General features: G+C 53.2%; 10 protein-coding genes. All 10 read left to right on the top strand.

Annotated features, from left to right (window positions below; translation table 11 throughout):
* Positions 1 to 154 precede the first annotated feature (154 nt).
* A complete protein-coding gene (gene purM / locus O1Q98_RS17550; protein ID WP_125258762.1) occupies positions 155 to 1,192 on the top strand; it encodes a phosphoribosylformylglycinamidine cyclo-ligase in 1,038 nt (345 codons plus the stop codon).
* A complete protein-coding gene (gene purN / locus O1Q98_RS17545) occupies positions 1,192 to 1,833 on the top strand; it encodes a phosphoribosylglycinamide formyltransferase (RefSeq protein WP_125258761.1) in 642 nt (213 codons plus the stop codon). The genes purM and purN overlap by 1 nt, the downstream gene beginning before the upstream one ends.
* Before the next feature lie 353 nt (positions 1,834 to 2,186).
* Positions 2,187 to 3,185, top strand: coding sequence for an HTH-type transcriptional regulator GalS (galS, locus tag O1Q98_RS17540; RefSeq protein WP_125258760.1), 999 nt, complete (start codon positions 2,187 to 2,189; stop codon positions 3,183 to 3,185).
* A gap of 462 nt (positions 3,186 to 3,647) precedes the next feature.
* Positions 3,648 to 4,643, top strand: a complete 996-nt coding sequence (gene mglB / locus O1Q98_RS17535) for a galactose/glucose ABC transporter substrate-binding protein MglB (protein WP_125258759.1) — start codon at positions 3,648 to 3,650, stop codon at positions 4,641 to 4,643.
* Positions 4,644 to 4,859: 216 nt separating this feature from the next.
* Positions 4,860 to 6,380, top strand: a complete 1,521-nt coding sequence (gene mglA, locus O1Q98_RS17530; protein WP_125258758.1) for a galactose/methyl galactoside ABC transporter ATP-binding protein MglA — start codon at positions 4,860 to 4,862, stop codon at positions 6,378 to 6,380.
* A 19-nt stretch (positions 6,381 to 6,399) separates the two neighbouring features.
* On the top strand, positions 6,400 to 7,410 hold the full coding sequence (gene mglC / locus O1Q98_RS17525; protein WP_125258757.1) for a galactose/methyl galactoside ABC transporter permease MglC: 1,011 nt from the start codon (positions 6,400 to 6,402) through the stop codon (positions 7,408 to 7,410).
* 218 nt (positions 7,411 to 7,628) lie between these two features.
* A complete protein-coding gene (locus O1Q98_RS17520; protein ID WP_125258756.1) occupies positions 7,629 to 8,450 on the top strand; it encodes an ABC transporter substrate-binding protein in 822 nt (273 codons plus the stop codon).
* Positions 8,450 to 9,313, top strand: coding sequence for an amino acid ABC transporter permease (locus O1Q98_RS17515; protein WP_205744241.1), 864 nt, complete (start codon positions 8,450 to 8,452; stop codon positions 9,311 to 9,313). Before O1Q98_RS17520 ends, O1Q98_RS17515 begins: the two co-directional genes overlap by 1 nt.
* A 183-nt stretch (positions 9,314 to 9,496) precedes the next feature.
* The gene (locus O1Q98_RS17510) at positions 9,497 to 10,624 is read left to right on the top strand and encodes an ABC transporter substrate-binding protein (RefSeq protein WP_164512967.1); all 1,128 of its coding nucleotides are present in this window, start codon (positions 9,497 to 9,499) and stop codon (positions 10,622 to 10,624) included.
* On the top strand, positions 10,617 to 12,770 hold the full coding sequence (locus O1Q98_RS17505; RefSeq protein WP_125258755.1) for a TonB-dependent siderophore receptor: 2,154 nt from the start codon (positions 10,617 to 10,619) through the stop codon (positions 12,768 to 12,770). The genes O1Q98_RS17510 and O1Q98_RS17505 overlap by 8 nt, the downstream gene beginning before the upstream one ends.
* The last annotated feature ends 109 nt before the right edge of the window (positions 12,771 to 12,879 follow it).

The raw sequence follows: 12,879 nt of genomic DNA, 5'->3' as shown, positions 1-12,879 counted from the left end.
ATTCCCTGTCGATTCCCAATGCAAGCCAGTCTATCGGGTGGATACCCATGAAACCTGCCGGAGCAAAGACACCGCTCGCAAACGTTTGCTTACGCTGTTAGAATGAGCCCGCTCCATTTTTTAAACCAATCGTAACCTCCGTGGGGACTCCGCAGTGACCGACAAAACCTCTCTCAGCTATAAAGACGCAGGCGTAGATATTGATGCTGGCAATGCATTAGTAGACCGTATTAAAGGTGTAGTGAAACAGACCCGTCGCCCGGAAGTTATGGGAGGCTTGGGCGGTTTCGGTGCGCTGTGCGCCTTGCCGCAAAAATACCGCGAACCGGTACTGGTTTCCGGTACTGATGGTGTCGGCACCAAACTGCGTCTGGCGATGGACTTGCAGCGTCATGACACGATTGGTATCGATCTGGTGGCGATGTGTGTGAACGACCTGGTCGTTCAAGGGGCTGAACCGCTGTTCTTCCTCGATTACTACGCCACAGGTAAGCTGGATGTAGACACCGCAACCCGCGTGATTACCGGTATTGCCGAAGGCTGTAAGCAGTCAGGCTGCGCGTTGGTCGGCGGTGAAACCGCAGAAATGCCCGGCATGTACCACGGTGAAGATTATGATGTTGCCGGTTTCTGTGTCGGCGTGGTTGAGAAGTCAGAAATCATTGATGGCAGTCTGGTACGCGAAGGCGATGCGCTGATTGCGCTCGCGTCCAGCGGCCCGCACTCTAATGGCTACTCATTAATTCGTAAGATTCTCGAGGTCAGCAATACCGATCCCGATAACGTTGAACTCGACGGTAAACCGCTGGCTGACCACCTGCTGGCCCCGACGAAAATTTACGTCAAATCAGTATTGTCACTGATCGAAAACGTAGAGGTACACGCCATTTCTCATCTGACCGGTGGCGGGTTCTGGGAAAACATTCCGCGCGTCCTGCCGGAAGGTATGCAAGCGACGATTAATGAATCCAGTTGGCAGTGGCCGTCTGTGTTCCAATGGTTGCAGCAAACCTGCAACGTTAGCCGCCACGAAATGTACCGCACCTTTAACTGCGGCGTAGGCATGATAATCGCACTGCCTGCCGAACAGGCCGAGAACGCTATCGCTCACCTTACCAGCAACGGTGAAACCGCCTGGAACATCGGTGTCATTACCCGCACTGATGGCGGAGAAACCGTGGTCATCCAGTGATGAAAAACATCGTTGTCCTGATTTCAGGCCAGGGAAGTAACTTGCAGGCGTTAATTGACGCCTGCGAGCAAGGCCGTATCGCCGGGAAAATTACGGCGGTCTTGAGCAATAATTCGGATGCATTGGGTTTACAGCGAGCGCGTGATGCCGGTATAGCAACGCATGCGCTACAGGCGAGCGATTACCCCAGCCGCGCCGACTTTGATGACGCGCTGGCGACAGAAATCGAGAAATACCAGCCCGATGTGGTGGTGCTGGCTGGCTATATGCGGATCCTGAGCGCCGGATTTGTCGCCCGTTTTCTGGGGCGGATGCTCAACATCCACCCCTCGCTGCTGCCGAAATACCCAGGCCTTCACACCCACCGCAAAGCGCTGGAAAATGGCGATAGCGAGCACGGCACGTCCGTCCACTTCGTGACGGAGGAGCTTGACGGCGGCCCGGTCATTTTACAGGCCAAAGTGCCGGTTTTCCCCGGCGATAGCGAGCAGGATGTGCAAGAACGGGTGCAAACGCAGGAACACAGCATCTACCCGCTGGTCGTCGGTTGGTTTCTGGCCGGGCGTCTGGCGCTGCGCGATAATACGGCCTGGCTTGATGAGCACCCCCTTCCGGCCAGCGGCTACGCGGCTGAAGAGTAGTGGCTGAAAAGCGGAGGTTAGTGGCTAAACAGTAATAGCGCCCCGGCTGTTTTTATGCCTGACGCCCTGAGACGATTCTCAAGGCGTCATCTCACTCGCAACATTCTCCAGGCAATATCCCTCAACGTGTCGCTTTTCATCGAGAGCGTAATTCTTCCTCGGGAGCACCGTTTTTCCTCAAAAACATCGTTTTTCATCGAGAATGACCTTCGTCACAAAGGTTACAGAATTGTATGTAACCGTTTTCATGGTTGTGACCTGACTCACGCAGTCTCTTCATCCCCCCTGACAAAATAGTCATGCGCTCCTCCCGGGTCGCCTTTGTGAACTCTCTTCCTTTGTGGTGAGTATTGATGATTACCATCCGTGATGTCGCACGTCAGGCGGGCGTTTCAATCGCTACCGTATCCCGTGTGTTGAATAACAGCAGTACCGTCACTCAGCAAACACGGGAACGGGTGATGCAAATGGTCGAACAGCTGGGGTATCGCCCCAATGCTAACGCACAGGCGTTAGCCACGCAGGTGAGCGATACCATCGGCGTGGTCGTGATGGACGTATCCGACCCGTTCTTTGGCGCCATGGTCAAAGCCGTGGATACCGTTGCGCAGCGGCTGCAAAAACATGTCCTGATCAACAACTCCTATCATCAGGAAGAAAAAGAGCGCCATGCCATTGAAGTGTTAATTCGCCAGCGTTGCAATGCACTGATTGTGCACGCAAAAGCGCTGTCAGATGATGAGCTGGCCAAATTTATGGAACAAGTACCGGGCATGGTGCTGATTAATCGACTGTTGCCCGGCTACCCGCATCGCTGTGTCAGTCTGGATAACGTTAGCGGCGCAATGATGGCCACGCGCATGCTGTTACAGCAAGGACACACGCGCATTGGTTATCTTCGCTCCAGCCATCCGATTGAAGATGTGGCGGAACGCTACATCGGCTGGCAGCAGGCGCTACAGGAGCAAGGCATCGTCCCGCCGGAGGAGTGGGTAGCGAATGGTGAACCGGATTTACAAGGCGGCGAAGCGGCAATGGTTGAGCTGTTAGGGCGCAATCAGCAATTAAGCGCGGTATTTGCCTACAATGATGGTATGGCGGCAGGCGCGCTGATGGCGCTCAAAGACAACGGTATTTTAGTGCCCGCGCACTTCTCGGTGGTCGGTTTTGATGATATTCCCATCTCGCGCTATACCGACCCGAGGTTAACGACTATAAGATACCCTATTGTTTCTATGGCAAAAATTGCAACCGAACTGGCGCTAAAAGGGGCGGCGGGATTACTCGACCCAGGTGCCCGTCACTGCTTCATGCCAACCCTGGTACGCCGACATTCTGTTGCGGCGCGTTAATGGTAGCCAAAATGTGCAGACGGTCACTAATTCACCCAAATCATTTATGTAACCGTTTTCAATCTGTGAGTAAATTCACAGTTAATTAACATTGCGCTCTCTATCATGTAAGCGTAGTGCAAAGGCCGGGCTCTGTGTAACGTCGTTACACGCAAGTTTCACCCTCAGCCTGTAAAACAGTGAATCGTTGAAACAGACCATTAACCTGCAAACGTTGCTGTGCCCTGTTTCAAATTGACTGTTCAGCACAACTATTTTTCAGGATGCAGCACCCGGTAGCATCGGCAGATAGCCGGGCACACCGATAAACAGGGAAGTCAGGCTTTAAGCGGGCCACGCCTGCAAATCTCGTCAGTTTGGCATGATGGCCGCACTGACGCTTACTAACTGACTGCCGCATAACGTTTTAACCTACGTTGCGCGGCCGGACTGAGAACTACCCTGCACAAACCCGGAGATATCATGAATAAGAAGGTTTTCACTCTCACCGCCTTGGTTGCCAGCATGATGTTCGGAGCTACCGCCCACGCTGCGGATACCCGCATTGGTGTGACGATTTACAAGTACGACGACAACTTTATGTCGATGGTACGCAAAGACATTGAAAAAGAAGCCAAGGCTCTGGGCGGCGTTGAGTTGCTGCTAAACGACTCCCAGAATGACCAGTCCAAACAGAACGATCAGGTAGATGTTCTGCTGGCTAAAGGCGTGAAAGCTCTGGCTATCAACCTGGTAGACCCGGCAGCGGCCGCTATCGTTATTCAGAAAGCTAAAGCGGCTGATGTACCGGTGGTGTTCTTTAACAAAGAACCGAATGCCAAGGTGCTGGCGAGCTATGACAAAGCCTACTACGTTGGTACTGACTCTAAAGAGTCCGGCATTATTCAGGGTAAATTGATTGCGAAACACTGGAAAGCCACCCCGGCATGGGATCTGAACAAAGACGGCACCATCCAGTATGCCCTGCTGAAAGGCGAACCCGGCCACCCGGATGCTGAAGCACGTACCAAATACGTCGTGGATACGCTGACCGGCGAAGGCGTAAAAGTGCAGCAATTGCAGATGGATACGGCGATGTGGGATACGGCGATGGCGAAAGACAAGGTTGATGCCTGGTTATCCGGCCCGAATGCCAACAAAATCGAAGTGCTGATCGCTAATAATGACGCGATGGCAATGGGTGCGGTTGAAGCGCTGAAAGCCCACAACAAGACCAACATCCCGGTATTTGGTGTTGACGCACTGCCAGAAGCCCTGTCGCTGGTTAAATCTGGCGCACTCGCAGGTACGGTGCTGAATGATGCCGACAACCAGGCTAAGGCTACGCTGGATCTGGCGAAAAACCTGGCGCTGGGTAAACCGGCTGGCGAAGGCACTAACTTCAAGATTGAAAACAAAGTTGTTCGTGTTCCTTACGTTCCGGTAGACAAAGAAAATCTGTCCCAGTTCCTGAAGTAATCCCATCGGGGCGGCTACGGTCGCCCCTGTATACCTTGAACACCGTATTTTCTCAGCCAGGTAAGTGTTTTTACCCGGCCTGTTTTGACCGGGTTAAGGTTTTGACCGAGTTAAGTTTTAACCGGATAAAGTTTTGACCGGATAACGTTTTAGCCAGGTAACGTTGCAACCGGGTAACGGTTTTTGACCAGGTAACTTTTTTAGACCAGGTAAAATATGACCAGTGACACTCTAACCACTCCGCGCGAATTCCTGCTGGAAATGACCGATATCAGTAAGTCGTTTCCCGGTGTAAAAGCATTGGACAATGTCAACCTGAAGGTTCGCCCGCATTCTATTCACGCTCTGATGGGCGAAAATGGCGCAGGGAAATCGACGCTGCTGAAATGTCTGTTTGGTATTTATCAAAAAGATACCGGCAGTATTCAGTTTCAGGGCAAAGAAGTTGATTTCAAAAGCGCCAAAGAAGCGCTGGAAAACGGCGTTTCCATGGTACATCAGGAGCTGAACCTGGTGTTGCAGCGCTCAGTCATGGATAACATGTGGCTTGGCCGCTACCCGAAGAAAGGGTTGTTCGTCGATCAGGAAAAAATGTATCGCGACACCAAAGCGATTTTTGATGAACTGGATATTGATATCGACCCCCGCGACAAGGTGGTTTCGCTGTCAGTGTCTCAGATGCAGATGATCGAAATCGCGAAAGCGTTCTCCTATGATGCCAAGATTGTCATCATGGACGAGCCCACCTCGTCGCTGACGGAAAAAGAAGTGAACCACCTGTTCACCATTATCCGCAAGCTAAAAGACCGTGGGTGTGGCATCGTTTACATCTCGCACAAAATGGAAGAAATCTTCCAGTTATGTGATGAAATCACCATTCTGCGTGACGGCCAGTGGGTTTCCACACAACCGCTGGAAGGCCTGGACATGGACAAGATCATCGCCATGATGGTTGGCCGCTCGCTGACCCAGCGCTTTCCTGAAAAAAGCAATACCCCCGGTGAGGTGATGCTAGAAGTGCGTGGCCTGACCTCCATGCGCCAGCCTTCTATCCGTGATGTGTCATTTGAGCTGCGGGAAGGGGAGATTCTGGGTATCGCCGGGCTGGTCGGTGCGAAACGTACCGATATCGTCGAGACGTTATTTGGTATCCGTGAAAAAGTCGGCGGCACCATTACGCTGCGCGGTAAAGAGATCAACAACCATACCGCCAATGAAGCTATCAATAACGGCTTTGCGCTGGTGACAGAAGAGCGCCGCTCTACCGGCATCTACGCCTATCTGGATGTTGGCTTTAATGCCTTGATCTCCAATATTCACAAATACAAAAACAACCTTGGCCTGCTGGATAACCGACGCATGAAGAGTGATGTGCAGTGGGTTATCGACTCCATGCGCGTCAAAACCCCCGGCCATCACACCGCTATCGGTTCGTTGTCTGGCGGTAATCAGCAAAAAGTTATCATTGGGCGCTGGTTACTGACTCAACCAGAAATACTGATGCTTGATGAACCGACTCGCGGTATCGACGTAGGGGCTAAATACGAAATCTATCAATTGATTTCAGAACTGGCCAAAAAAGGCAAAGGGATCATCATCATCTCATCTGAAATGCCGGAATTGCTGGGGATAACCGACCGCATTCTGGTGATGAGTAATGGCCTCGTCGCAGGCGTTGTCGAAACCAAGAACACCACGCAGAACGAAATTCTCCGTTTAGCGTCGTTACACCTTTAATGATGCAAGGGCTGTTACCATGAAAGCTACTAATAAAAAAAGTGCGCTCACCTGGCTGAAAGAAAGTGGCATCTATGCTGTGCTACTGGTATTGCTGGCCATTATTATTGCTCAGGACCCCAGTTTCCTCAGTTTGACCAACCTGAGTAATATTCTTACCCAGTCGTCGGTGCGTGTGATTATCGCGCTCGGTGTGGCGGGGCTTATCGTCACGCAGGGTACTGACTTGTCAGCAGGCCGACAGGTTGGTCTGGCCGCTGTTGTGGCAGCCACCCTCTTACAGGCGATGGACAACACCAACAAAGTGTTCCCGAACCTTGAAACCATGCCCATTCCGGTGGTGATTCTGATTGTCTGTGCGATTGGCGCAATCATTGGTTTGGTTAACGGCATCATCATCGCTTACCTGAAAGTGACGCCATTTATCACCACGCTCGGCACCATGATCATCGTCTACGGTATCAACTCACTGTATTACGATGTTGTCGGCGCATCGCCAATTGCCGGTTTTGACGATCGTTTCTCCACCTTTACCCAAGGCTTTTTACGTTTTGGCGACTTTAAACTGTCCTACATTACGTTTTATGCCGCGATTGCCACCTTTTTCGTGTGGATCCTGTGGAACAAAACGCGCTTTGGTAAAAATATCTTCGCAATCGGCGGCAACCCGGAAGCAGCAAAGGTTTCAGGGGTTAACGTTTCACTGAACCTGATTTGGGTCTACATGCTCTCCGGCGTGTTCTATGCCTTCGGCGGGATGCTGGAAGCGGGCCGTATCGGTAGCGCAACCAACAACCTCGGCTTCATGTATGAGCTGGATGCGATTGCTGCCTGTGTGGTCGGCGGGGTGTCGTTCGCAGGCGGTGTGGGGACAGTTGCTGGCGTGGTGACTGGGGTTATCATCTTCACCCTCATCAACTACGGCCTGACCTACATCGGTGTAAGCCCTTACTGGCAGTACATCATCAAAGGCGGCATCATTATTTTCGCGGTAGCGCTTGATTCACTGAAATACGCCCGCAAGAAATAATACCCGATATAAACAACATCCAGCCTGCTTCCCTTTGGTCGCAGGCTGTTTTTTTGCTTAACGCCCCCGCTTATTCACAACATCGCGATTTCCCTGACAACAGCGCATTTTGCAGCATTGACTCGCTACGCTAAGATAGCGGTTTGGCTATTTTTGTCTGTGGTCATGTGTGGTGATAAGCGCCACCTTGTCCGCCCTGCCCCCCTTAGGGAGAACCCATGAAAAAGTTACTCACACTGCTGGCGCTTGGCCTCAGCGCTGGCTTAATGCTGGGCTCCGCCCAGGCTGGTAGTACGCTTGATCGCATCAAACAGACTGGCGTAGTTCGTAATGTGTTATTTAATGACTATCCACCATTCAGTTACCTTGATGACAAAAATCAGTTAGTCGGCTTCGATGTCGATGTTGCCAATGCGGTAGCAAGCAAACTGGGCGCGAAACTTGAGCTTGCCACTCCGGGTTGGGAAACCATTGTTGGCGGGAAATGGCAGGGGCGCTGGGACATGTGTATCTGTTCTATGACGCCGAACGCCGAACGCACCAAAGTGTTGGATTTTGCTGCCCCCTACTACAGCACCTTTGCGGTGTTGATAGTCCACAAAGACGAGAAAAACATTCACTCAGCGGCAGATCTCAGTAATAAAAAAGTCGGTCTGGGACTCGGCTCCAGCTATGAAAATTACCTGAATAAAACGCTGGCGATTCCCGGCAGCAAAGCGATTGATTTCCCCTTTAGCAACGTGCAAGCCGTTCCGACCGACGAGGAGATGGCATTTCGTAATCTCGCGTTAGGGCCGGGCAAACGGCTTGATGCGGTGATATCCGATCGCATCACCGCGAAACCTCGCCTGGAAAAATTGCCGCAGTTGCGCATTTTGCAGCAACTGTATAGCGAGCCGAACTGGATTGCGGTAGATAAAGGCGATGCCGAGTGGAGTAACACGCTGGCCGAGGCTGTTAACGCTCTGCGCGCGGACGGCACGCTGAAAGCCATTTCCATGAAGTGGTTTGGTGAAGACATCACCGGGGCCAGTCAGTAATGTCACGTTTGTCTGCAAAAGAGACGGCATCAACATCCACCCCAACGTTTAGCCCGGCGCACCCAGCTCGCGCCGGGATGGGCTTTCGTTTCAGAACCGGCCTGACCTGGCTGATGCTGCTCAGTCTGCTGGTCTGGCTTTTCTCGTATATGGAGCTTGATACCGGGCTCATCCGTCAGAAATTGCCCGCCATGCTGGGTTTGCACCTGTCACCGGATGGTTTCATCCAGGGAGCGGTGCTGAGTGTCGTCATCACCTTGCTTTCTATGGTGTTTTGCGTTTTCCTTGCCACCCTCACCGCAGCAGGGCGCTTATCTTCAAGCGCCCTGGCGTTTGGCTGCGCGACATTTTATGTCTCCCTGTTTCGCGGCACGCCGCTACTGGTGCAGGTGTTGATAATCTACCTCGCGTTACCACAGGTTGGTATTGTGATGAGCGCGTTTAGCTCCGGCATTATCGCTCTGTCACTCAATTACGGCGCGTATCTGGCAGAAACGATTCGCAGCGGCGTGATTTCGGTCTCTCGCGGCCAAAAAGAGGCGGCGATGGCGCTTGGCCTGTCTCGCTGGACGACCCTAATACACGTCGTCGCACCGCAGGCATTGCGCATCATCATTCCTCCGGCGGGCTCTCAGTTCATCTCGATGATAAAAGACTCCTCGCTGGTGTCACTGATGGGGCTGTGGGAACTGAACTTCCTGGCGCAATCTTATGGCCGTAGCACGTACCATTACATGGAAATGCTCAGTACGGCAGCGGTCATCTACTGGTTGCTGTCTATTGTGCTGGAGCTGTTGCAAAGCCGCCTTGAGCGCCGTTTCGCACGCGGCTACGAGCACCACCGAGAAAAAGCGCCCCACTGACCGCCACCGACCAGCCCGGCAGCCACTTTAATTATTTACATAATTTCCGCCAGCCCTGTGAAATATCAGGGCTTTTTTGTTTTTTACCGCCCGCTCGCCACAAAGTTAATTGCAAATGACAATAATTGTCATTATTTTTCTTCGCTTTGATTTCCATGAAAATAGTCACAACGGAGAATTAGTGTGCGCAGAACACTCATCTTAATCGCATTATCGGTGTGGCTCACCCTCGGTTCTCTTTTCCCCTGCGCCCAAGCCAAAACTGTCACGGACCTGCTTGGCCGCCAGGTGGTAGTACCGGATAACCCACAGCGTATTGTGCTCGGCGAGAGCCGTATGCTCTACACCCTGGCCTTACTGGAGCCGGGTAATCCGGCACAGCGCATTGTCGGCTGGCCCGCTGATTTAGCGCGTTATGACGCACAAAGCTGGGCACGCTATACGGCAAAATTTCCTGATATTGCGCGTATCACACAGTTAGGCAACGGCAATATTAATAGCGTGAATGCCGAAACATTACTGCCGCTCAAGCCGGATCTGGTCATTTTACCAAGGCTTGCCAAAAGCACCGACGGCGAGCAGCACATTGAGCATGTGCTGAATCGCGCGGGCATTCCTTATGTGTATGTCGATTTACGCATCGACCTGCTGAATAACACCGTTCCCAGCATACAGCTGCTGGGTGACATCCTGAATCAGCCCGCTCGCGCCAACGCCTTCACCACGTTCTATCAAGAACACATGAATACGGTAAAAAACCGGCTGGCGCATTATCAGGGGCGCAAAACGACGGTGATGTTGCACCTGCACCTGGGTCGGCGCGATACCTGCTGTACGACAGCGATTAATGGCAATCTCGGCGACCTGTTGACCTTTGCCGGGGGTGACAACATCGCCAGCGGCAAATTTTCAGGGGTATACGGCGAACTGAGCGCAGAGCAGATTCTGGCAGCAAAGCCGGATGTGTACATTGCAACCGGTATGGCAGGCCCGGAAGGAAAACGCCTGTCTGATTTGATGCTTGGCCCGGATGTACTTCCTCAACAGGCTGCCGACAGCTTTCGTACTTTGTTGACCCAGCATCCCCTGCTCTCACACCTGAGCGCCGTCAGCGAGCGCCGCGCCTGGAGTATGTGGCACAACTTTTATCTCAGTCCGTATCACGTGGTGATGGTGGAAATGTTCGCCAAAGCCCTTTACCCAACGCTGTTTGCCGACCTCGACCCGCAGCGCACCTTACAACAACTCTACCAACAATTTTTACCGATTGATTTTTCAGGGACTTATTGGAGTCAGTTAACACATGAATAACCGTCACTGGCAAACAGGCTGGCCGTTGCTGGCGCTGTTGCCATTAAGCCTTCAGGCTGCCACCACGCCGCCGCAGAGCAACGCCACAACAACCGCGACGCCACAGGAAGAAACCATGGTGGTTGCCGCCAGCACAACGGCCGCCGCCGCGCGCGAAACCGGCTACCAGCCGCACAGCGCCGTTACCGGTACCCGCACCGAAAGCCGCTTGCTGGATATCCCTCAGGCCGTCAACGTGGTGCCAGGCCAGGTGCTGGACGATCAGGCCGCCAGGAATCTTGATGAAGCGCTTTATAACGTGAGCGGTATCACTCAGGCCAATACCCTTGGCGGTACACAGGATGCGGTGATGAAGCGCGGTTTCGGTGATAACCGCGATGGTTCTATTCTACGTGATGGCGTGCGCTCCATTCAGGCGCGTAACGTTACGCCAACCACCGAACGCGTAGAAGTGCTCAAAGGGCCCGCCTCCATGCTGTACGGCTGGGGCGACCCCGGCGGCATGATTAACATCATCAGCAAAAAACCTGAGCTGACACAGAAAACCCATATCGAAGGCTGGAACAGCAGCTTTAATGGCGGCGGCGGTCAAGTGGATGTCACCGGCCCGTTGGGGACGTCCGGGCTTGCCTATCGTATGTTGGTCGATCACGATGAAACCGATTACTGGCGCAATTTTGGCCGTAACCGCCAGACCACGATTGCGCCATCGCTGATGTGGTATGGCGACAGCACCACTGTGCGGGTGTCTTATGAACATATGGAGTACCTGACGCCGTTTGATCGCGGCACCGTGATTGACAACCGCACCGGCAAACCGGTCAATACGCCGCGTGAACGTCGTTTTGATGAACGTTATAATGCCACTCGAGGCAATCAGGACACCCTCACCCTCCAGTTGGAAAATGCGATCAATGACCGCTGGAAAACCAAACTGAACTACGCCTACAGCCAAAACACCTACAACGATAATCAGGCCCGGGCGATGTCGCTTAATCCCAACACCGGGCTACTGACACGCCGGGCCGATGCCACACAGGACGCACACAGCCAGTCGCAGAATGTGCAACTGACGCTGAATGGCGACATTGACTGGGGCAGCACTAACCACCAGCTGCTGTTCGGCTTTGATCACGAGGCTGACCGCACCCATCGCGGCAATATGATTCGTAGCGCAACCAATAACCGCTTTAATATCTACAACCCGGTGTACGGTTTACTCCCTGCTTCCACTGCGGTTATCGCGGCTGAAAGCGATCAAAAAGAAGACGTCGATAGCACCGGTGTGTTCATGCAGGATGCCATACGACTCAATGAACATTGGATGTTGTTGGGCGGCGTACGCTATGACCGCTTTGAGGTGATGTCAGGCAAAGGGCGGCCCTTCGTGACCAATACCGACAGGTCAGACAGCCGAGTGGTGCCACGTGCAGGCATCGTGTATAACCTCACCCCTTACGCCTCGTTGTACACCAGTTACAGCGAATCCTTTAAGCCCAACTCCGCCATCAATAAAGCGATAGGGGCGACGATGGAGCCAGAAGTTGGCCGCTCCTACGAGATAGGCACCAAGCTGGATCTCCCCAATCGCATTACCGCCAATCTGGCCGTATTTGATATTGAGAAGCGTAACGTGATGGTGGATGAGCTGGTAAACGGGGAAACCGTGACCCGCACCGCTGGCAAGGTTCGCTCACAAGGGGTAGAGGTGGACGTGGCGGGCAAGCTGACCGACAGCCTGAGTCTGATAGGTTCCTATGCCTTTACCGATGCCCGCGTCACCGCAGACCCGAGTAATCAGGGTAACGAGATGGCCAATGCCGCACGCCATACCGCCTCACTGTTCCTGACCAACGACTTCGGCAATCTGGGCCTGCACGCTGGCGATAACCTGCGTGCCGGTATCGGCGCCCGCTATGTTGGCCGCCGTCCGGGTGATGCCACCAACAGCTTCTTCCTTGACGACTACACCGTAGCAGATGCTTTTATCGCCTATAACGTGCCGCTTAATGGTTACAAGGTGAAATGGCAGTTGAACATCAAAAACCTGTTCGACAAGACCTACTACCCGTCGAGCGGCAGTAGCCAATATGTGGCAATTGGCGATCCGCGTGAAGTGGTGTTGCGTGCCAGCGTCGATTTCTAATCACCAGAACCGCGCAGCCTGCATTAGGGCTGCGCGTCATTGCGCTCCCCTGGCCCACTTTCGTCCTCCGCCGCTTGACCCTCTCCGATTAGCTGGTTAACGTCACGCC

Origin of the sequence: Dickeya lacustris (assembly GCF_029635795.1) — a bacterium.
GTDB lineage: Bacteria > Pseudomonadota > Gammaproteobacteria > Enterobacterales > Enterobacteriaceae > Dickeya > Dickeya lacustris.
Note: the sequence above shows the minus strand (reverse complement) of the source record. Positions and strands in the feature narration are given on the sequence as shown.